General features: G+C 30.5%; 14 protein-coding genes. 13 read left to right on the top strand and 1 reads right to left on the bottom strand.

The features are described 5' to 3' along the window. Nucleotides 1–361: 361 nt before the first annotated feature. From Q3V94_RS07775 to rlmD, 9 genes are all read left to right on the top strand, one after another. Nucleotides 362–1,093 (top strand): PHP domain-containing protein, encoded by a 732-nt coding sequence (locus tag Q3V94_RS07775; protein ID WP_303526626.1) that lies wholly within the window; start codon nucleotides 362–364, stop codon nucleotides 1,091–1,093. A gap of 12 nt (nucleotides 1,094–1,105) precedes the next feature. Further along, nucleotides 1,106–1,984, top strand: coding sequence for an RNase adapter RapZ (gene rapZ, locus Q3V94_RS07770; RefSeq protein WP_303526624.1), 879 nt, complete (start codon nucleotides 1,106–1,108; stop codon nucleotides 1,982–1,984). Next, complete coding sequence (gene yvcK / locus Q3V94_RS07765) at nucleotides 1,981–3,309, top strand: gluconeogenesis factor YvcK family protein (protein WP_303526622.1); 1,329 nt, start codon at nucleotides 1,981–1,983, stop codon at nucleotides 3,307–3,309. Before rapZ ends, yvcK begins: the two co-directional genes overlap by 4 nt. Nucleotides 3,310–3,311: 2 nt before the next feature. Next, nucleotides 3,312–4,262 (top strand): DNA-binding protein WhiA, encoded by a 951-nt coding sequence (gene whiA / locus Q3V94_RS07760; protein WP_303526620.1) that lies wholly within the window; start codon nucleotides 3,312–3,314, stop codon nucleotides 4,260–4,262. An 11-nt stretch (nucleotides 4,263–4,273) separates the two neighbouring features. Then, complete coding sequence (locus Q3V94_RS07755) at nucleotides 4,274–5,581, top strand: DRTGG domain-containing protein (RefSeq protein ID WP_303526618.1); 1,308 nt, start codon at nucleotides 4,274–4,276, stop codon at nucleotides 5,579–5,581. A 4-nt stretch (nucleotides 5,582–5,585) separates the two neighbouring features. Then, nucleotides 5,586–9,056, top strand: a complete 3,471-nt coding sequence (locus tag Q3V94_RS07750; RefSeq protein WP_303526616.1) for a DNA polymerase III subunit alpha — start codon at nucleotides 5,586–5,588, stop codon at nucleotides 9,054–9,056. A 232-nt stretch (nucleotides 9,057–9,288) separates the two neighbouring features. Beyond that, entirely contained in the window at nucleotides 9,289–10,251 is a 963-nt protein-coding gene (pfkA, locus tag Q3V94_RS07745; protein ID WP_303526614.1) for a 6-phosphofructokinase, read from the top strand. Between the two features lie 12 nt (nucleotides 10,252–10,263). Continuing rightward, nucleotides 10,264–12,021, top strand: coding sequence for a pyruvate kinase (gene pyk / locus Q3V94_RS07740; protein WP_303526612.1), 1,758 nt, complete (start codon nucleotides 10,264–10,266; stop codon nucleotides 12,019–12,021). Nucleotides 12,022–12,224: 203 nt separating this feature from the next. Next, the gene (rlmD, locus tag Q3V94_RS07735; protein WP_303526610.1) at nucleotides 12,225–13,601 is read left to right on the top strand and encodes a 23S rRNA (uracil(1939)-C(5))-methyltransferase RlmD; all 1,377 of its coding nucleotides are present in this window, start codon (nucleotides 12,225–12,227) and stop codon (nucleotides 13,599–13,601) included. Here the strand turns inward: rlmD and Q3V94_RS07730 are convergent. Next, nucleotides 13,550–14,992: a recombinase family protein gene (locus tag Q3V94_RS07730; protein WP_303526629.1), complete on the bottom strand. Its 1,443-nt coding sequence runs from the start codon at nucleotides 14,990–14,992 to the stop codon at nucleotides 13,550–13,552. The genes rlmD and Q3V94_RS07730 overlap by 52 nt on opposite strands. 364 nt (nucleotides 14,993–15,356) lie before the next feature. Between Q3V94_RS07730 and Q3V94_RS07725 the strand changes: the two genes are divergently transcribed. The 4 genes from Q3V94_RS07725 to Q3V94_RS07710 form a co-directional block, all read left to right on the top strand. Further along, the gene (locus Q3V94_RS07725; RefSeq protein WP_303526608.1) at nucleotides 15,357–18,905 is read left to right on the top strand and encodes a DNA methyltransferase; all 3,549 of its coding nucleotides are present in this window, start codon (nucleotides 15,357–15,359) and stop codon (nucleotides 18,903–18,905) included. A gap of 4 nt (nucleotides 18,906–18,909) precedes the next feature. Further along, nucleotides 18,910–22,002, top strand: coding sequence for an SNF2-related protein (locus Q3V94_RS07720; protein ID WP_303526605.1), 3,093 nt, complete (start codon nucleotides 18,910–18,912; stop codon nucleotides 22,000–22,002). A gap of 236 nt (nucleotides 22,003–22,238) precedes the next feature. Then, nucleotides 22,239–22,532, top strand: a complete 294-nt coding sequence (locus Q3V94_RS07715) for a hypothetical protein (RefSeq protein WP_040306248.1) — start codon at nucleotides 22,239–22,241, stop codon at nucleotides 22,530–22,532. 103 nt (nucleotides 22,533–22,635) lie between these two features. Next, nucleotides 22,636–22,881 (top strand): UPF0236 family transposase-like protein (locus Q3V94_RS07710; RefSeq protein WP_303526603.1); only part of this gene is annotated, 246 nt, incomplete at its 3' end.

Genomic DNA, 22,881 nt, shown 5'->3' with positions numbered 1-22,881 from the left:
GTGTTTAGACTTTGCAAGAGCCCCGTGAATGGATTTCAAAAAGGCATCTCTCATGAGCTCTAGCAATTCTTGCTTTTCGACTTTTCAAAAGTCCGTAATTCTGCACACGGACGTGCAGAGCCGAGTGGCCGACACGGATGTCGGCTCACGAGGGTAGGACTTTTGAAAACAAAGAAAAGCTTAGAATTGCTTAGCGAAATGAGCGAATGCCAGGGAAATCCTTCACGGGGCTTATCAAAATATAACTTTTTCAACAGTCTGAGGCATGTAAGTCTTAACCTTACATGCCTTAATTTATATAATTTTTGTAATAAAAATGTGATATAATAATTAATGTAATTTGCTTATACGGAGGATGAATATGAGGGTTATAGCGGATTATCATACTCATACGAAATATAGTCATGGAAAAGGTAGTATTAGGGATAATATTGTTGAGGCAATAAATAAGGGATTAAAAAAGATAGTTATAGCCGATCATGGACCTGGACATTGGCTTTATGGGGTTAACAAAAAGGATTTGTATAAAATGAGGGATGAAATTGAGAGGCTAAAAACAGAATTTAAAGAAATTGAAATACTTCTTGGAATTGAGGCTAATATAATTAGTGTCGATGGAGAGCTGGATGTTGATGATGAGGTCATATCGCTTTTAGATGTTCTTCTTGCAGGTTTTCATAATGGAGCCTTTTTTAAAGGAGTAAGGGATTGGAGGGAGCTTTATTTTAAAAATAAGCTGTCTAGGATAGTTCCCATTCTTCAAAGAGATGCTAGAATAACCAATACAATTGCTATGGTAAAGGCCATAAAAAATTATAATATTGATATAATCACACATCCAGGTGCTAAGGTTGATATAGATACTCGTGAGATTGCAAAGGCTGCTGCAGAAAAGGGGACGCTTTTAGAAATTAATAGCAGCCATGGATTTTTAAATGTTGATTATGTTAAAATAGCTATGAAGGAAAACGTTAACTTTGTTATCAACAGTGATGCCCATAAACCTAAGGATGTTGGCAAAGTCGATGATGGGATAGCAATAGCATTAAGAGCCGGGTTGCCATTTGATAGAATAATAAATATTGAATCTTGAGGGGGATTTTAAATGAATTTTGTTATAGTAACAGGTCTATCAGGTGCTGGAAAATCTCAGACTATAAGATTTTTAGAGGATTTTGGATTTTTCTGCATAGATAATCTTCCGCCTGCCCTTATACCCAAATTTGCTGAAATATGTTATCAAACAGGTGGCAAGATTGAAAAAATAGCAATAGTTGTTGATATTAGAGGAAGAGAATTCTTTAATGATCTTTTCATGGCGTTAAAGTTGTTGCAAAGTATGGGTTATAATTATGAAATATTATTCCTAGAGGCAAAGGATGAGATACTGGTAAAGAGATATAAAGAAACAAGAAGAAATCATCCTTTAGCTCATGACGGAAACATATTTGAAGCCATAAGAAAAGAAAGGTTAAAGCTCAATGAGGTAAAAAAACAAGCAAAGCATATTATAGACACATCGGATCTTTTGCCAAGACAGCTAAGGGAAGAACTTGAAAGGATCTTTGTAAGTGGAGAAAACTTTGAAAGTCTTGTGATTTCTGTTCAATCCTTTGGATTTAAATATGGTATACCTATTGATGCAGATATAGTATTTGATGTTAGATTTTTGCCAAATCCATATTATATAGAAGAATTAAAAAGATTTTCAGGATTAGAAGAAAATATAAGGGAATATGTCTTAAGTAGCGCCGAAGCAAAAGAATTTTTAGAAAAAGTAACTGATTTATTTGAGTTTTTAATACCTAACTATATAAAAGAAGGAAAGTCAAGGTTAGTCATAGCAATCGGATGCACAGGGGGAAGGCATAGATCTGTAGTTCTTGCAAGTGAAGTTTATAAAAGACTCAAGGACAATGGGCATACTGTTTTAATAAATCATAGAGATATTTCTAAGGATGTATCAGGAGAGGTAGGAAAATGAGTTTTTGGGATTGGTTTAGACCTGGACTTAAATTAAAAAGATGGGTATTTCTTGGGGGACTTGGGTTATTTATTTTAGCTTATGGACTTTCAAATATTTTAATTATGAGAAATAATTTTAATATATATTCGTTTTATAACGTTTTAATAATTATTCTTGGGATTATCTTACTTTATGTTTCGTTAAAATTACTAATTAAAAATATGCTTATTTTGGTTGGATGTAATACATCAAATGGCCTAAAGAAAAACTTTCAGGAAAAGCTCTATGAACAAAGACTTCTTATAAGAGGGCCAAGGATAGTCGCGATTGGTGGGGGAACAGGACTATCTACTATGCTAAGGGGACTTAAGGAATATACATCAAATATAACGGCAATTGTTACTGTAGCTGATGATGGTGGAGGAAGCGGAATTTTAAGGGAGTCTTTAGGAATGCTACCGCCAGGGGATATTAGAAATTGTCTTGTTGCATTAGCAAATACTGAGCCTCTTATGGAGGAGCTAATGCAGTATAGGTTTAAGGATGGAGATTTAAAGGGTCAAAGTTTTGGAAATTTATTTATAGCTGCTATGAATGGTATTTCAAGTAACTTCCTTGAAGCAATTAAAAAGATGAGCGATGTCCTTGCTGTTCAAGGAAAGGTTTATCCTGTTACTTTGGAGAATGTTATTCTGTGTGCTAAGCTTGATGACGGAACTATAATAAAGGGAGAATCTAAAATCCCTTATGAGGTTTTAGAAAGAAGTTCAAAAATCGATAAGGTTTTTCTAGAGCCAATTAATCCCAAGCCCCTTGAAGAGGCGCTAGTTGCTATTGAAAATGCTGATTGTATTGTAATTGGGCCTGGAAGTCTTTATACAAGCGTTTTGCCTAATTTAGTTATAAAAGAAATAGCGGAAAGGATAAAAAAGTCAAAGGCTATAAAAATATATGTATCTAATATTATGACCCAACCTGGTGAAACGGATGATTATACTCTATCTGAGCATGTTAAAGCCATTGAAAAACATTGTGGTAAAGGCCTTGTAGAATTTGTTATTGCAAATAACGGTAAAGTCCCGGAATTTTATTATGAAAAGTATAAAAAAGATGGACAATATATGGTGGTTAATGATATTAAAAACTTACCGGAAAATATTAAGGTTATCGAAGAGGATCTTGTTGATATTAACAAATATGGGTATTTAAGACATAACACAAAAAAGCTTGCAGAAACAATAATGAAAATTATCTTAAAGCAGGTTTTCCCAAAGGATAAAAAGAGAATAGTAGATTATTTTTATTTATCAGAAAGAATAAGGATGAGAAAGCAGGAGGTGTAACGGTGTCTTTTTCTGCCGAAGTAAAAAATGAACTGAGTAGAATTATTGATGAAAAGAAGTGCTGCCAAATGGCTGAGCTTGCAGCAATTATTAAATTAAGCGGCAGTATTAATATAAATGCAAAACAGGGGCTAAGCTTTAAGGTTACAACTGAAAACCCTGCTATTGCAAGAAGGATTTTTTCTCTATTAAAATCTCTTTTTGATGTCCATGCAGATGTAATGGTAAAGAAAAATAATATATTAAAGAAAAATAATATTTACTATGTGGTTGTTTCTGCAGATATGAATTCCAATGAGATCTTAAAAAGTTTAGGTGTTTTAAAGGAATATCATGATGGCACCATAGGGTTTAATAATAAAATTAACGTGGATTTAATTAAAAAAAGCTGCTGCAAGAAGGCATTTTTGCGAGGTGCATTTTTGGCATCAGGTTCAATAAGTAACCCTGAAAAAACTTACCATTTAGAATTTGTATCAAACAATCAAGAGCTAGCTGAAGATGTAATGAAGCTTCTAAACTCCTTTGATTTAGGTGCAAAAATAATTTTAAGAAAAAACAGCTATGTGGTTTATATCAAAGAAGGGGATAAAATAATAGATCTTTTAAATATCATTGGAGCTCATAATGCTCTGTTAGAACTTGAAAATGTAAGAATATATAAAGAGATGAGAAATAATGTTAATAGACTAGTTAACTGTGAAACTGCTAATCTAAATAAAACTGTCGATGCTGCTGTAAGGCAAATAGAATCCATAAAACTAATAGAGGAAAAGATAGGACTTAAAAAGCTTCCACCAAATTTAAGGGAGGTTGCAGAACTTAGATTAAATTATCCAGATATATCATTAAAGGAATTAGGGCAAATGTTAAATCCACCAATAGGAAAATCGGGAATCAACCATAGATTGAGAAAAATAGAAAAGATAGCAGAGGAGTTAAGGGATGAATAGGAGTTGATGGCATGACAAAACATGAAGAGATTATTAAGTATATTACAAATTTAAAGATTGGGACAAAGATTTCAGTAAGAACCATAGCAAATGAACTTAATGTTAGCGAAGGGACAGCCTACAGGGCAATAAAAGATGCAGAAAATATGGGGCTTGTTAGTGCTGTTCCAAGAATTGGAACAGTTAGAATAGAAAAAATGACTAAAAGAAATATAGAGAAACTAACCTATGCTGAAGTTGTGAACATCGTCGATGGACAGGTATTAGGTGGAAGAGAGGGACTCCATAAAACATTAAACAAATTTATGATTGGTGCTATGACTATTGATGCTATGGAAAAATATATGTCCCCGGGTAATTTGTTAATAGTAGGTAATAGAGAAGAAGCTCAGAAATTAGCTCTTGACAAAGAATGCGCTGTCCTTATAACAGGAGGCTTTGGATGTAGCGATGAGATAAAGCAATACGCCAATCAAAAGCAGCTGCCTATAATATCATGTTCCTATGATACCTTTACAACGGCTGCCCTTATAAATAAGGCATTAGCGGAAAATCTAATCAAAAAGGATATCATCCTTGTTGAAGACATAATGAAAACAGATGTTGCATTTGTTACAACACAAGATGATGTAGGAAAAACTAGAAGAATTATAAAGGAAGCTAATTATGACTTACTTCCTGTTGTTGATGAACACCAAAAATTAGTTGGGGTTATTTCAGTAAACGATTTACCTCATGATGGTTTTGACTATGAAAAGGTTAATAAATTTATGAATAAAAATGTAATATTTGTAACCAACAAGACATCAGTAGCATATGCTGCTCATCTTACCATTTGGGATGGGGTAAAGTATTTGCCGGTTGTCGAAGGAAAGCGCCTTGTAGGTATGGTCAGTAGACAAGATATAGTTGCAGCGCTGCAGCAAATTAGCGGACAACCACAGATAGGGGAAACTATTGATGACATGATTTTAAAAAATTTCAATTTTGAAGAAATAGATAATGGTTTTAAATATGTTGGTAAAATATTGCCTGAAATGTTAAGCCCACTTGGAACAGCAAGCTGGAATACATTGTCATTAATTATGTCAACATTAGGTTTAATGGCTCTTAAATACAATAATAATATTAATATCTCGGTAGATTCATTTACTGTTTATTATATGAAACCAGTTCAACTGGATACTAATATAGCTGTTTATGCACGTTGCATCGATAGTAGCAAAAACTATTCTAAGGTTGAAGTTGAAATGATTTCAGAGGATGATAAAGAGATAATTGCCAAGGCTCTTTTGAGCACAAGAATTTTTAGAAAGTAGGTGAATGAAGATGAGTTTTGTTCATCTTCATGTTCATACAGAATATAGTTTGTTGGATGGCTCATCGAGGATAAAGGATATAGTAAAAAAGGCAAAGGAATATGGAATGCCATCACTTGCCATCACAGACCACGGAGCAATGTTCGGTGTTATTGATTTTTATAAGGCCTGCAGAGAAGTTGGGATTAAGCCTATATTAGGATGCGAAGTTTATGTTGTTCCAAGGAAGATGACGGATAAAGTGGCAGGCATAGATAATGAATATTATCATTTGGTTTTGATAGCTGAGAATAATGAAGGCTATAAAAATTTAATGAAGATAGTTTCAAAGGCTGCCCTAGAAGGATTTTACTATAAACCAAGGGTTGATAAAGAGCTTCTTAAAAAATATTCAAAGGGCATTATAGCCTTATCGGCTTGCCTTGCTGGTGAAGTTCAGGATTTACTATTAAAAGGACGCTATGAAGACGCAAAGAGAATAGCTCTAGAGCTTGAAGATATTTTTGGAAGGGGCAACTTTTATTTAGAACTTCAAGATCATGGTATAGAGGAGCAAAGGACTGTAAATGAAAAATTAATTGATCTTTCAAAAGAAACAGGAATTCCACTTGTAGCAACTAACGACGTTCATTATGTCAATAAAGAGGATGCAGTTGCCCATGAAATCCTTTTATGTATTCAAACGGGGAAGACAATTGATGATGAGGATAGAATGAAATTTCCAACAGATGAATTTTACTTAAAATCTCCTGAGGAGATGAAAAGGCTTTTTGACTTTGTCCCTGAAGCTATAGAAAATACTATAAAAATTTCAGAAAGGTGCAATGTTGAACTTGAATTTAACAAGCCAAAGCTTCCTAAATTTGATGTTCCTGATGGAAAGGAAGCAAATGTGTATTTACGAGAATTATGCTTTAATGGCCTTTATGAAAGATATAAAGAACCGTCAAAGGAAGTTATCAACAGATTAAATTATGAGCTTGAAGTAATTGAAAAAATGGGATATGTGGATTACTTTTTGATAGTTTGGGACTTTATAAGATTTGCAAGGGAAAACAATATAATGGTGGGACCGGGTAGAGGTTCTGCAGCAGGTTCTATTGTTGCATACACATTAGGTATTACAAAGATTGACCCAATTAAATATAATCTTCTTTTTGAAAGATTTTTGAATCCCGAAAGGATTAGCATGCCGGATATAGATTCTGACTTTTGCTACGAAAGAAGACAGGAAGTTATAGATTATGTTTTTAAAAAGTATGGAGAGGATAGGGTTTCACAAATTATTACCTTTGGAACCATGGCTGCAAGGGCTGTAATTAGAGATGTAGGACGAGCTCTTAACTATTCTTATGCTGAAGTAGATACTATAGCTAAAATGATTCCTATGGAGCTTGGAATGACCATAGATAGGGCTTTGGAATTAAATCCCGAGCTAAAGGGAGAATATGAAAACAACGAAAGAATAAGGCATCTTATTGACATTGCCCGCTCTTTAGAAGGACTACCAAGGCATTCCTCAACCCATGCTGCAGGCGTTGTAATATCCTCTGCGCCATTAGTAGAATATGTTCCACTTACGAAAAATGAAGATACGATAACAACACAGTTTCCAATGACTATTTTAGAGGAACTTGGACTTTTAAAGATGGACTTTTTGGGTCTTAGAACCTTAACTGTATTAAGGGATGCTGTAGACTTGGTTTATAAAAATAAAGGAATAAAGGTAGACCTTGACAGTATCGATTTTGAAGACCAAAGCGTTTATGAAATGATATCACAAGGAAAGACAGAAGGAGTATTCCAGCTTGAATCTTCAGGAATGACAAATTTTATGAAGGAATTAAAACCATCAAGCCTTGAGGATATTATTGCCGGGATTTCCCTATATAGACCAGGACCTATGGATCAAATTCCTGAGTATATAAAAAATAAAAACAATCCTGAAGACATTAAATATATTGATGAAAAATTAAGACCTATTCTTGATGTTACCTATGGATGTATAGTATATCAAGAGCAGGTTATGCAAATAGTAAGGGATATAGCAGGATACTCACTAGGACGATCGGACCTTGTAAGAAGGGCTATGGCAAAGAAAAAGCATGACGTTATGGAGAAGGAAAGGGAAAATTTTATTTATGGTTTAAAAGATGATAAAGGAAATATTATCGTCCCTGGGGCCTTAAGGAATGGGGTAAGCCTTGAGGTTGCCAATAAGATATTTGATATTATGATGGATTTTGCAAGTTACGCCTTTAACAAGTCCCATGCAGCAGCCTATGCAGTTGTTGCATATCAGACTGCCTTTATGAAAAGATACTATCCTGTTGAGTTTATGACGGCCCTTTTAACAAGCGTAATGGGAAATTCAGATAAAATAGCCTTTTATATAAATGCATGCAGGAGGATGAATATAACTGTTCTGCCACCGGATATAAACAAAAGCTTTGAGAATTTTTCGGTAGAAGGAGATAAGATAAGATTTGGATTGGTTGCGATTAAAAACGTAGGTGAAGGAGCAATAAAATCAATTATTGAAGCCAGGGAAAGGGATGGAGATTTTAAAAGCTTTAGAGATTTTTGCGAAAGGGTTAATTTATCTGAAGTTAATAAAAAAACTATAGAAAGTTTGATAAAGGCAGGAGCCTTTGACAGCCTAGGACTAAAACGTTCAGTCTTAATGAATAATTATGAAAAGGTTATTGATTCAATATTAAGTGAAAAAAAGCAAGTTATAGATGGGCAAATTGGTTTTTTCCAAAAGGAACTTGTAAACCTTAAAAAGGATGATTTTGAGGATATCAAAGAATTTGATAAAAAATATCTTCTTGCGATGGAAAAGGAAATGCTTGGCCTTTATATAAGTGGGCATCCGCTTCAAGACTTAGAAAAACAATTAGAGCTTTTAACTAACACTAAAATTTCTGAAATATATTCAATCAGTGCGGAGGATCATGACCATATAGATGTTAAGGTTGAAGATGGTCAGAGGGTTGTCATAGGTGGAATAATAACAAATATAAGCATTAAATCTACAAGAAACAATGAAATAATGGCATTTATAAAAATTGAGGATATGAATGGAACTATCGAAGTATTGGTTTTCCCAAAGACGTATCAAAAATGTAGCAAGATTATCATGGAGGACAATATAGTTATAGTTAAAGGACGAGTATCGATAAAGGAAGAGGAACAGCCTAAGATAATTGCAGAGGAGATAGAACAGTTAAGGGGATATGAAAAGACGATCAATAAATTATATATTAGACTTGATGATAAGGAATGGAAAAAACAAATAGAAAGAATAAAGCCTGAGATAATTAAATTTAAAGGCCTTACACCAATCTATATAGTTTTAAAGGATTCAAAGAAGATCCTAATGGCTTCGAGGGAACTTTGGGTAGAGGTCAATGATGAGCTTATAGGGATTTTAAAAAGTGAATTTGGAGAAGATAATATTAAAGTAGTATAACTGCCTTTAGGCAGTTATACTAAAATTATTATTGTTATATAACAAAAAGAGTGTTAAAATTATTTAAAAGTATTGATTTTAAATTTAAAGTAAAATAAAATATTTTTTTGTCTAGAAAATATTATGTTTTGTTGTAATACGTTGGGGAAAGGTAAAAATACATAACATATAGATCAATTATTCTAAAAGTGGGACAATGCTTGTCCCGTATGGACAAAGGAGGTCAAAATATATGAAAACCATCGGAGTATTAACAAGCGGTGGAGACGCACCAGGAATGAATGCAGCCATAAGGGCAGTTGTAAGAACAGGACTTGCTAATGGTTTAAGAGTAATGGGAATACAAAGAGGCTATAATGGAATAATAAATGGAGAAATATTTGAAATGACATCTTCAAGTGTTTCTGACATAATTCAAAGAGGAGGAACTATATTAAGAACTGCAAGAAGCGAAGAGTTTAGAACAGAAGAAGGAAGAAAAAAGGCCTACAACGTATTAAAGGTTTTTGGAATAGAAGGACTAGTTGTAATTGGTGGGGATGGTTCCTTTACAGGAGCTATGAAACTATCAAACGAGCATGGCGTTAAAGTTGTTGGCATTCCTGGAACTATAGATAATGACCTTGCCTATACTGATTATACAATCGGATTTGATACAGCAGTTAACACAGTTTTGGATGCTATAAATAAACTAAGGGATACATCAACTTCCCATGAAAGGGTGTCAATTGTTGAAGTTATGGGAAGACGATGTGGCGATATTGCCCTTTATGCTGGGCTTGCCGGTGGAGCCGAAAGCATAATCATACCTGAACAGCCATATGATTTTAATGAACTATGCAGAACTATTATTGAAAGCAAAGCAAAGGGTAAGATGCATAGTTTGATAATTTTAGCAGAAGGCGTTGGAGGAGCAGAGGATTTGGCAAAGAAGATTGAAGAGATTACAGGAATAGAAACAAGGGCTACTAAATTAGGGCATATCCAAAGAGGAGGAAGTCCTACAGCATTTGATAGAATACTTGCATCAAAGATGGGTGCAAGGGCAGTTGAGTTATTACTTGAAGGAAAGAGCCAAAGAGTTGTAGGAATAAGGGACGGCAAGATTATCGACATGGATATTGTAGAAGCTCTTTCTATGAAAAAGAAAAGCGATGATTATATGTATGAACTTGCAAAAATATTATCATTTTAAGGGGTTGAAGGTATGAGAAAAACAAAAATTGTTTGCACAATAGGTCCTGCAAGTGAAAACGAAGAAATGTTAAGAAAACTTATTGACGCTGGGATGAATGCTGCAAGGCTTAATTTTTCACATGGAGATCATGAAGAACATGGAAGAAGAATTGTGCTTATTAAAAAGTTAAGAGAAGAACTTGGAAAACCTATAGCGATAATATTAGATACTAAGGGGCCTGAGATTAGAACGGGTAATTTTAAAGGCGGAAAAGTTGAACTTGTTGAAGGTCAGGAATATATAGTTACCACAAGACAAATTGAAGGAGACAATACTATTTGTTCTGTAACCTATGAAAAATTACATGAGGATGTAAAGATAGGAGATACAATTCTTATAGACGACGGTCTTATAGGGCTTTTAGTGGAAAGAATAGAAGGACAAGATATTCACTGCAGGGTTTTAAACAGTGGTCCTGTTGGAAACCATAAGGGAGTTAACCTTCCTAATGTTAAGATTAACCTTCCTGCTTTAACTGAAAAGGATATTGCAGATATTAAGTTTGGCATTGAAATGGGAATAGACTATATTGCGGCATCCTTTGTAAGAAAGCCCTCAGATGTTCTTGAAATAAGAAAAGTTTTAGAAAAGTTTGGAGGACAAAACATTCAAATCATAGCTAAGATTGAAAATCAAGAGGGACTTGATAATATTGATGACATATTAAAGCTTGCAGATGGAATAATGGTTGCCCGTGGTGATTTAGGAGTAGAAATTCCTGCGGAAGATGTTCCTTTAGTGCAAAAGATGTTAATTGAAAAGGCAAATAAAGCAGGAAAGCCTGTTATAACAGCGACACAGATGTTAGATTCCATGATTAGAAATCCAAGACCAACAAGGGCAGAGGTTACCGATGTTGCAAATGCAATCTTTGATGGAACGGATGCTATTATGCTAAGCGGTGAAACTGCAAACGGTAAATACCCATTAGAAGCAGTAAAGACTATGGCAAGAATTGCAGAAAAGGCTGAAACTGCTTTAAACTTTGATATGCTTCTTGAAAAGAAAGCAAAACAAAGGTTAAATACAGTTCCTGATGCTATAAGTCTTGCAACAGTAACTGCAGCAGCAGAACTTAATGCTTCAGCTATAATTACAGCAACTCAATCCGGCCACACTGCAAGAATGGTTTCAAAATATAGACCAAAATGCCAAATAATTGCTGCAACTCCTTATGACGATGTTGCAAGAAAGTTATCTATAGTGTGGGGAGTATATCCGATAATTGCATCAAAAATGGAATCAGCCGATGCAGTTATAGATTTATCAGTTAAGGAAGCTCTAAACAAAGGACTTGTTTCAAAGGGAGACCTTGTTGTTATTGCAGCCGGAGTTCCTGTAGGATATACCGGAACTACAAATATGATGAAGGTTTCAATCGTTGGTGATACCCTAGTTCAAGGTAAGGGTGTAGGTAATCCAGTATATGGAACTGCTTGCGTAGTAATGCAAAACAAAGATATAGATGATTTGCTTGAAACAGGAAACATATTAGTTACAAAGGAATTACAAAAAGAATATATTCAGCCGGTTCTTGAAAGGGCGGCAGGAGTTATTGTTGAAGAAGGGAGTTTAACTACAGATGCTGCAGTAGAATGTATAAACAATGGTATACCAATCATTGTTGCAGCAGAAGGTGCAACTAAGATAATAAAACACGGAACGCTCATTACTATGCTTCCAAGAAACGGAATGGTATTTAGCGGCAAGGCTAATATTACGGCATAGTTGAATAAAACTTTTAAAAATTGGCAATAATTAAAATGAATTAGTGGCAACTGATTCTATTTTTGCACACCTAAAGGTGTGCTATTTTTTTGTTGGATGAAAAGGTTACTTTTGTGTTTATTTTTCATGTGGTTCACTATTGTTTATTTTATACTTTTATTTTGATAAAATATAAAAGAAAAATATTAAAAAGGGTGATGAACATGGCTAAATATATTCCAGTAGAAGTCGGAAAAATTTATGATATTGATATAACAGGCATGGGTTTTCAAGGAGAAGGAGTTGGACGAATTGAAAACTTTGCAATCTTTGTTAAGGGAGCATTAAAGGGAGAAAGGGTTAAAGTTGAGGTTGAAAAAGTCCAGAAAAACTTTGCCTTTGCTAAATTAATAGAGATAATAAAACCATCAAAATATAGAACAAATCCAATATGCCCAATCTATGAATCATGCGGCGGATGTCAGATTCAGCATATGAATTATGAAGGTCAATTAGAGTTTAAAAGGGAAAGGGTAGAAGATGTTATAAATAGAATAGGTAAAATAACCGATGCTAAAATACATAAAACCATAGGAATGGAAAAACCACTTAGGTACAGAAACAAAGTGCAGCTTCCTATAAGAAGAGAAGATGGAGAAATTAAGATTGGATTTTTTAAGCAGGGAACACATGAGGTAATCGATGTAAAAGAATGCTTTATCCAAGATGAGGTTGCTGATAAAGTTGTAAATTTGACAAGGGAATGGATATATAAATATAACATCGAACCCTACGATGAGACAAATGGAAGTGGAATAGTAAGACACATAATGATTAGAAGGGCATTTGAAACTGGAGAGGTTATGGTGGTAATAGTAACAAACGGAGGTAAGCTACCTTATAAAGAAGAATTTATAGATTTGATGGTTAAAAACATTGATGCTTTAAAAAGCATAGTGCAAAACATTAATAACAAAATAACAAATGTTATTTTAGGAGAAAAAAACATCTTGCTTTGGGGACAAGATCATATAACCGATTATATAGGAAAGTTTAAATTTAGAATTTCCCCATTATCCTTTTTTCAAGTAAATCCAGTTCAAACCAATGTTTTATATAATAAAGCTCTTGAATATGCTAATCTTTCAGGAGATGAAATAGTTTTTGATGCCTATTGCGGAACAGGAACCATTTCTCTATTTTTGGCACAAAGGGCTAAAAAGGTTTACGGCGTTGAAATAATAGAAGAAGCGATAAAAAATGCAAGGGAAAATGCAAGGGAAAATGATATGCAAAACGTTGAATTTATTGTTGGTAAGAGCGAAGAGGTGATTCCGAAATTAATTGAAAAAGGAATTATTCCAGATGTAGTAGTCGTTGACCCACCGAGAAAAGGCTGCGATGAAAGGCTTCTTCATTCAATTGCAAAGGCCAATCCCAAAAGAATAGTTTACGTTTCCTGTGATCCGTCAACATTGGCAAGGGATTTAAATTTGCTAGAGAAATTGGGGTATAAAACAATTGAAGTTCAGCCTGTTGATATGTTCCCTCAAACGGCCCATGTGGAGTGCTGTGTGTTGATAGAAAGAGCTGAAAAATAAACAGATGCCCCCGAAAATCTATAAAAGATTTTTGGGGTGCCATCTGCTTTTATTTCTATTCTTTCTATGAATCTATTCAATATATCAGGTGTTAGTTCTTTTATATTTATTATCATATTTTTTAAGTTATCTAAGTCTTTGAGTGAAAAGTTTTTAGAAATATCATTTATTATTGTTTGATTTTTTTCTAAAACTTTAGTTAAATTATTAATTTTTTTGTTTGTTTCAGATATAAACATATCATAGTCTTCTTTATTTATTTCTTCGTTTATAAATTTATTAAGTGCTTTTCTCTTTTGTGCTTTTAAGTTTTCTATTTCTTTTTTATAATTCTTAACTTGTTTTTCTAATTTATCTATATTAGTTTTAACTTTTACCTCAATTGTTTTAATAAATTTTTCATTATCCAACTTTGATATTAAACTTTTAATATCATTAAGTATAATAGTTTTTAATTCATCCTCTTTTATAAGATGTTCATTACATGCTTTACTGCCATGTTTATTATATGAACCACATATATAACCTTTTCGATTCTTTTTATAGTGCATTCCGTGTCCACAATCAGCACAGAAAAGTATATTTGTGAATAAATGAATTTGCTGTTGAAGGCGAATTCGTCTCCTTGATTTTATTAGTTGCTGTACTGCTAAAAATTCTTCACGGGATATGATAGGTTCATGAGTATTTTTTATAATAATGAATTCGTTTTCAGATTTATATTTTCTTTTTTTAGAAGTGACACTAACTGTTTCACTTCTTCCTTGAACAAGATCACCTACATAGTGAGGATTTTCTAAAATAGCCCTGACAGTTGAACCATGCCATTTATCACTTGCATTAGCTTTCCCTGCAATTTGTGATGGAGTAGGAATTCCCTCCTCATATAATTTTCTTGCAATTGCGTCAAATCCTTTCCCACTAAGGTACTCTTTAAATATTCTTTGAACAATTTCAGGTGTATTATCATTACGTTTATACAATTTACCTTTTTCTAAGTAATAGCCATAAGGAGGTATTGAACTTGTAAAATATCCTTTTGAAGATTTAATTTTAATTGCACTTTTAATTCTTCTACTGGTATTTTGGGATTCTGTTTCGTATAACCATGCGTATATACCGAACATATTTGAATTTGAATCTACAGTATTTATTGCACCGTCAAGAGTTATAATATGAATGTTATTAGCTTGTGCTATATTTTTAATTTGATAGGATAATTCACCATTTCTTGCAAGTCTTGATAGCTCTTTAGCCATAATAACATCAAATTTTTTATTTTTAGCATCATTTATCAGTCGTTGTAAACTTGGACGTTTTGATGTTGTCCCTGATTCAATATCTACATAGAAATCATATATATCCCATCCTTTTTTAGAGATATAATCGATGAATAAATCTTTTTGATTTTGTAGAGATGTTTTTTGTTCTTCATGTTCAGTTGAAACTTATTTCTATTTACATCTATATAAATGGAAAAATAGCAACTATAGTTTTAGATTATAATTTAGCCTTAAGTTAACACGATTAATTTATAAGTAAAGACAGACAAGTGCAAATTTAAAGTAGAACTCATGATTCTATATGATTTACAAAACAAATATGATAAAATTATTATTAAGAGCAATATATATGAAAGTGTATTAAAATTTTATAATTATACAATAAATTAGGTGTTAATTATTTGATTTTTAATATAAATTTTTTATTAAACTTACAATATTAAAATACATAGCAAAATGGAGGTTCAAATATATGAAAATTGATTTTTCGTCATTGAATAGTATCAAAGAAATTTTTTTAAATTTAGGCTACCAAGATAACTCTATTTATAATTTTGATCCCAGTTTGAATGATTTAAACTTTGAAGAAATAAAAAACATGCACTTAATTAGCAATACTTATGACTTTAAAATTTGGGCTATTGAATTAGAAGAACTTCGAACTGATATAATGAATAAAATTGCTTTTAAATTTTACAAGACAAATCCTTTTGAATACAACTTGTTGATTTTTTACAATTCATCATTTAATACAATAACATTATTACATTATCACAGAGAAAAGAAAGGTAAGCTTAAAATAAGAAGGCTGAATATAGAAGATAACAGAGTTACTGCAACCGATAAAGAAATTATAGAAGAATTATCCATAAAAAATAGAGAAATAATAGATAGTTGGGATATATATGAAATACATAAAAGGGCATTTGACATAGAAAAGGTTACAAAATCGTTTTTTGACGAATTTAGAAAACAAGTCGAATTTTTATCAAATAACATAAAAGGTATTAATAATAATGAAAACAAAAAAAATTATGCAGTATTAATAATAAGTAGAATGATTTTTCTTTATTTTATACAAAAAAAAGGTTGGCTAAATGGGAAAAAAGATTATCTTTATGATAGATTTGTGTATTGTGAAGAAAACAAGTTAAATTATTATAAAGATATATTAGAACCATTGTTTTTTGAATGTTTAAACACTCCCCTTGACGTTGGTATGATTAAAAATAGATCTGAAAGAGCAAGAAAACTTTATGAAAATTTTAAAAGCGTAACAGATATTGAATGTAATCCGAAGTTTAGAGGTATTCCATATTTAAATGGTGGATTATTTGAGCGAAATCCTAAGTATGAAGTAGGCAATAATATTTCCATAAGTAATGAAGTTTTTAAAGAGTTATTTGAGAATCTATTAAATAAATATAATTTTACTGTAAGAGAAGATTTAGGATATGATACAGACATAGCAGTTGATCCAGAATTATTAGGTAGAATATTTGAAAACATGATAAATGTACAAGAACGAAAAAAGACGGGTAGTTTTTATACCCCAAGACCAATTATTAGCTTTATGTGTAAACAATCATTGAAGGAGTATTTATTTAATAAGGTTAAAGTAACTGATAAAGAAAAAATTGAACATCTAATCAATTTCCTTGAAGATGAAAATTTATATGGAAAAATTAAAGTTGTAATAGATGAACAAAAAAAGATTAGTGAAGAAATAAATGGTGAGAAATTTAAACTAACGATGGAAGAAGCATATGAATTATTAGGATTATTAAATAAAGTAAAGATTTGTGATCCAGCGGTTGGTTCAGGTGCTTTTATTTTGGGGATGCTACAGCTTTTAGTTTTAATAAAGTATAAAATAAATTTATACGTTTTTAATAAGCATATTGACTTTTATGAGACCAAAAAAGAAATAATAAAAAATAATTTGTTTGGAGTAGATATCCAAGAAGGCGCTATAGATATTGCAAGATTGAGACTTTGGCTTTCACTTGCTGTAGAATATGAAGCTAAATCGATAGAAGATGTGAAGCCATTGCCTAATTTAGCATATAAAATTGTTCAGGGAAATAGTTTGATTTCTAAATTTGAAGACGTAGATTTTGACGAGAAAATATTAAATAGTGAAAACATAGATCAAGTTAGTATGTTTCCTGACTTTTATGATGATATTTTTAGTAATTTAAAACAGTTAATTGCTAAATATTTTGATGCCACAACAGATAAGAAAAAATTGGAAGAAAGAATATATAATCTTGAATTTGAATTAATTAAGAAGATTTTAAAGGATAATAATAAATATAACTCAGAAGAAGATGTAATAAAAGTCCTTGAAAAAAATAAAGAAATGTATTTTTCATGGTGCTTAAATTTTCCTGATGTTTTTATTAACAATGATGAGAGAGGATTCGATATTGTAATAGGAAATCCACCTTATGTTAATACAAAGGATGTTAATAAACTTGAGTATAAAGATAGTTTACAAAAAGTATATGGTTTTAGAGATGACTTGTATAACCATTTTACTTATAGAGCCTTTCAGTTATTAAAGAAGAATGGGATATTAGCTTTTATAACTTCTAATACATTTTTTACTATACAAACGAAACAGAATATGAGACAATTACTTCAAGAAAAACATATGATATATTTAATTGATACTCCTAAAGCATTTGAAGCATTAGTAGATACAGCTATTTTTATTGTTAGAAATGCTATTAAAAAATCAGATTATAAGATGACGTTTATAGATGCAAGGAAGGCAGACATAAATGCATTTTTAAACTTAAAAAATGCACAAGGTGTAAATATATATGATGTGAACATAAAAATTTATAGAGATAATCTTATGAATATATTTTTTAGACCAGATGGATTAAATATGCAGATATATAAAAAATATATTCCAGTTATGAAAGAACTTTATACAAAATGGTGGGATAAAATTTCAACAAGTAAAGATATAGTAAAAAATCATAGTGCCATAGATGAATATAGAAAAAAATTAAAGCCAGGAGATATTACACTGCTTGGTCTTATTACAGAGGGAGGACAAGGACTTGCAACAGGTAATAATGGCAGGTTTGTCGGTGTATTAGAAGGGACAAAATACGCAGAAAAAGTTAAAGAATCACGAATTGAAAAATTTTATGATTGCATTATAACTGATGAAAAGATAAAAAAGAAAATAATAAAGTATTTTCCTGAGATCAAAAATATCAATAGTAAGTTAGAAGTTAAAGATTATTTAAATTCATTAGGAGAAAAAGATATTAGGAATTTGTTTGATAAAATTAAGGATGTAACTGATAGAGACATATTTGGGCAGGGATATATTTATAGAATAGTATCAAAAGATGAAATTGCAGATGTAGAAAAGATCACGGATGAAGAAAAGTTAAATGGAATTGAAGGTGAAAAAACTTTTGTTCCATATGATAAGGGAGACAAAGAAGGAAACAGATGGTATTTAGAAACTCCGTATTATATTGATTGGAGTAAAGAAAATGTTAGTTTTTTAATTAAAAACTCAGGAAAAAGTGGAAAAGGTATGCCTGTTGTAAGAAATAGAGAGTATTATTTTAGAGAAGGATTTTGTTGGATAAATGTTCTTAATCCTAATAGTGAATATATAAAAACAAGATTAAAAAAAGCCGGTGTATATGATGTTGCGAGTATGAGTTTATTCAGTATTTTTGAAAATACCGACGATAAATATTTAGTATTACTGATAAATTCTTATTTGTTGTTTTTAATAAAACATGATTTTATAAATAATACTGTTAATGTTCAAATAAACGATATAAGAAAGCTTCCAGTAATAATTCCTAATAAGGAACAATTAAATTATGTAGATAATATTGTAGATAGAGCAATTGAAATTAAGAAAAAACAATTTAATGGTGAAATACCACAAGTTGAAGCAGAAAAGATGTTAAATGAAATTCAAGAAGAAGTAGATTTATTTGTTTATAAGCTTTATGGAATTAATCCAGATTTGAGGTGATGGGATGGGAACAAATATACCAGAAATAATTGATAATAGAGAACATTTTCTTAAAGATACAATCAATAAGCTATTAAAGTATGCTACTAATGTAGAAATGGCAACCGGCTATTTCTACATTAGTGGGTTTGATTTAGTAAAAGAAAATATTAATGATAATTGTAAAATCAATGTTGTTATTGGAGATGAAACTGATAGGATAACAGCTGAAGAAATTGCTGAAGGTTATAATTTAAGGAAAAAATACTATATAAAAAATGAAATAGAAAAAGACATAAAATATTTAAATGACGATCAAAAAATAAACGTCTATGAGTTATCAGAATTAATAAAACAAGGGAAAATAGATTTTAAGATATATGTTAAGGATAAATTTCATTCAAAGGCATATATATTTGATGTTTTATATAATGGTGAAATGCAAGAAAGCTATGCAATTGTTGGATCAAGTAATTTTTCAAAAAGGGGATTGGGAGATGGTAATTTAGCAAATACGGAACTCAATGCAGTATTAAGGCAACCATCTCAAGTTGAAAAAGTAAAAGAATGGTTTAAAAGGATATGGAATGAAGCAGAAGATTTTAATGAAGATCTTTTAAGAATTATTGATGAAAATATAACTGTTGAAAAATTAGATTATTCTCCGTTTGATATTTTATTAAAAACATTATATGAATTTTACAAGGATAATAATTTCTTAAATAAAGATATAAAATTTAATTTAGATGATTTAGCTGAATTTCAAAAATTTGCAGTCAAAAGAGCATTACAAATACTTGAAAATTATAATGGAGTAATAATTGCAGATAGTGTGGGACTTGGAAAAACATATATCGCAAAGGGTTTATTAAGATATTTTATTAATAATAGGATGAATGCTTTGATAATTTGTCCTGCATCTTTAAAATCAAATTGGGAAGTTGTAATAGATGAGTTTCAAATACCGATAAAAATAGTTTCTCAAGAAAGTATAGGAAGAGATGGTGTGGAACAAAAAGATTTTGAAAATGTTCAAGTAATTATAATTGATGAAGCACATAATTTTAGAAATGAAACAGCAAATAGGTATAAAGAGTTAATTAAAGTGATTATGGATAAAAAAGTAATTCAACTAACAGCAACACCAATAAATAATTCTATAAAAGACTTATATAATTTGCTTGTATTATTTTTAAAAGATGATGAATTTAAGAATAAATTAGGGATTAAGAGTATTTATGAAGTATTTAGAGATTATGAAGGTAATAAAAATAAAATAATGGACATATTAAATGAAGTAATGATAAGAAGAAGTAGAACTTTTATAAAGAAAAAATATGGAAACAAGTTGAATTATGAAGGAAAAGAATTTAAATTCCCTAAAAGACATTTGTTTAAGATAAACTATAATATTGCTCATGTATATGGATATAATATTTTTGAGGAAATATCCAAAATTTTACAGAATTTAAATTTACCAATTATAACAAGAGAAAAATTAACGGAGAAACAGGAAGCGTTTACAAAAGCATTAATGAAAACAATCTTTTTAAAAAGATTTGAAAGCTCAATAGAAGCATTTAGAATTTCGATAGAAAAACAGAAAAAATATTGCGAGTTGGTATTAAGAGGAATTGAAAAAGGGTATCTGTTGTGTAAGAAAGATATTTTAGCAAATTTAAATTCTGAGGATTTTGACATAGAAGATGAAAATATAAAGATCGATATAAGTCAGTATAATGCTGATATAGATAAATTAAAAGAACTATTTGAAAAAGATTACGAGAGTTTTGATTTTATTTTGCAAAAAATTAGAAATATAGATGCGGATAAAGATATGAAACTACAAACTTTAATAAATTTTATTAATGAAAAATTACGTGGTAAAAAAGTTCTTATTTTCACAGAGTTTAGCGATACAGCAAGGTATTTATATAAAAATTTATTAGATACAGATTTTGGAATTGTTGAAGAGATAGATAGTGAAAATAGCAAAAGTGGAAGAAAAGAAAAAATTATAAGCAGATTTTCACCATCTTTTAATCCAAGGTTAGATAATGATGATAAAGAAATTGATATTTTAATTTCTACTGATGTTCTATCTGAAGGACAAAATTTGCAAGATTGCAATATTATTATAAATTATGATTTGACATGGAATCCTGTAAGAATTATTCAAAGGGAAGGAAGAATTGATAGAATTACAACTAAATTTGATGATATATATATTTATAATTTTATGCCTGATGACAAACTTGAAGAAATATTAAACCTTGTTGAACGATTAGAAAAGAAAATTAATTATATAAATGAAACCGTCGGCAATGAAAATAAAATAATTTCAGAAGATGAAAGGATAAATGATTTGATTTTTAATGATAATATAGAAAAATTAAGGGAATTAGCAAAATGTAACGATTCTAATATATTGGATGAATTAGAGGAAGAAAGAGAATCAATAATTCCTTCAGAAGAATATATGCTGGAGGATTATAACGAATTTATTATTCAAAATGATAGTATTAGAAATTATGTTAAAGCTTTAAAAGATGGAATTTTTTCTATTGTTCGAAGTGATAAAAATAAAGGAGTATTTATGTTTTTTAAGGTAGGAAGTGAAAATTATCTATTATTTTATGACATTATTACAAATCAAATTATATCCAATAAATCTTTAGTTTATAGTATTATATCAAATGGTAAAAAAATAAGATGGAAACCATTAAAATTAAATATAAATTGGGATATAGAAGGGATTTTAAAAGAAGGAGAAAAATACGTAGAGAATATTCAGAACAATTTAAGACAAGTAAGGGCATCTATTAAAGAAATTGATCCAATACAAAGAAAAATAATGGAAAGAATCGAAGATATGCTGGGAGATATAAAATTTAGAAGTAGAATAAAACCAGAACAAAGATTAAGAAGAAAAAAGATAATGCAACCCTTACACAAAGGCACGCTTATGAAATTAAAGGAATTAAATATAGATAATCTAACGGATGAGGAATTTTTAGATAAATTAGACGAGATTCTTTCGTATGTAGAAATAGATAAAAATAATGAAGATATTAATAATAAAGAGATAAGACTTATTTGCTATGAGATATTTGTTTAATAGAAATAAGAGGGGTAAGTATTTACTCCCTTTTTGTTTTATAGGATTTTTAATAATAATTATTTTAAGAAAAAGGATTGAAAAATAAGCAATGTTATTTAATCCATTGCATATTTTTTATATACTATAAAATACAAAATATTACAAAAAAGGAATATATTTGACATATAAGTGATTATTTATTATAATTTTTATTAAAGTAAAGGTCTCATAATAATATGGAAGGGGATAAAGATATGTATACAGTGCTTTCAATATTTGATGATAAAAGTGTAGATGCGTATGTTTTACCTAAATATGATGTTGAAATAATAAGATTTATTGAAGAAGCTAACAAGCATTGTAATGGTATTGGAATTATTGTGGTTGAAGGGGAATATGCTTCAACTAATATGAGAATATCAGAATTTAGAAATGTGTCAGATATAATTGATATTTATTCTTTTTTAGAACATCAAGATGATGATACTTCTTTTGTTTTATTCTACAAGGAAATTTGTAACTATATAAATGAGATTTATAAAAAGTAAATATCATAGTGTAAAATTATTGTAGGACGAAAAAAGACAAAAATTTAAAAGAGACAACCCCTGTGATAAAATAAAAGTAAAAAACACACAAACCAATAAGGGGGTGTCTCTTTTGAATAATATTATACAACAACATTTAATAAATTTCACTACTAAATTAATAAAAAATGTTGAGGAAACTATATCAAAAGAATGGGATTTAACAAAACTTGTTGATGTAGTTAAAAAAATGACTGATGAATTAGGAGCAAACATAATAAAGGACTTTTTAGAAGAATTAGATAAAACGATTAAAGAAGATGAAAAAAGGAAAAAGGGATGGGTAGTAGAAAGGAAAGACAAGAAAAAG

This window comes from Caloramator sp. CAR-1, assembly GCF_030546345.1.
Classification (GTDB): Bacteria; Bacillota; Clostridia; order Clostridiales; family Caloramatoraceae; genus Caloramator; species Caloramator australicus.
Note: the sequence above shows the minus strand (reverse complement) of the source record. Positions and strands in the feature narration are given on the sequence as shown.

Coding starts and splice junctions, on each gene's coding strand:
- Q3V94_RS07775 (WP_303526626.1), top strand. CDS start 362: ATGAGGGTTATAGCGGATTATCATACTCATACGAAATATAGTCATGGA.
- rapZ (WP_303526624.1), top strand. CDS start 1,106: ATGAATTTTGTTATAGTAACAGGTCTATCAGGTGCTGGAAAATCTCAG.
- yvcK (WP_303526622.1), top strand. CDS start 1,981: ATGAGTTTTTGGGATTGGTTTAGACCTGGACTTAAATTAAAAAGATGG.
- Q3V94_RS07755 (WP_303526618.1), top strand. CDS start 4,274: ATGACAAAACATGAAGAGATTATTAAGTATATTACAAATTTAAAGATT.
- Q3V94_RS07750 (WP_303526616.1), top strand. CDS start 5,586: ATGAAGATGAGTTTTGTTCATCTTCATGTTCATACAGAATATAGTTTG.
- pfkA (WP_303526614.1), top strand. CDS start 9,289: ATGAAAACCATCGGAGTATTAACAAGCGGTGGAGACGCACCAGGAATG.
- pyk (WP_303526612.1), top strand. CDS start 10,264: ATGAGAAAAACAAAAATTGTTTGCACAATAGGTCCTGCAAGTGAAAAC.
- rlmD (WP_303526610.1), top strand. CDS start 12,225: ATGGCTAAATATATTCCAGTAGAAGTCGGAAAAATTTATGATATTGAT.
- Q3V94_RS07725 (WP_303526608.1), top strand. CDS start 15,357: ATGAAAATTGATTTTTCGTCATTGAATAGTATCAAAGAAATTTTTTTA.
- Q3V94_RS07720 (WP_303526605.1), top strand. CDS start 18,910: ATGGGAACAAATATACCAGAAATAATTGATAATAGAGAACATTTTCTT.
- Q3V94_RS07715 (WP_040306248.1), top strand. CDS start 22,239: ATGTATACAGTGCTTTCAATATTTGATGATAAAAGTGTAGATGCGTAT.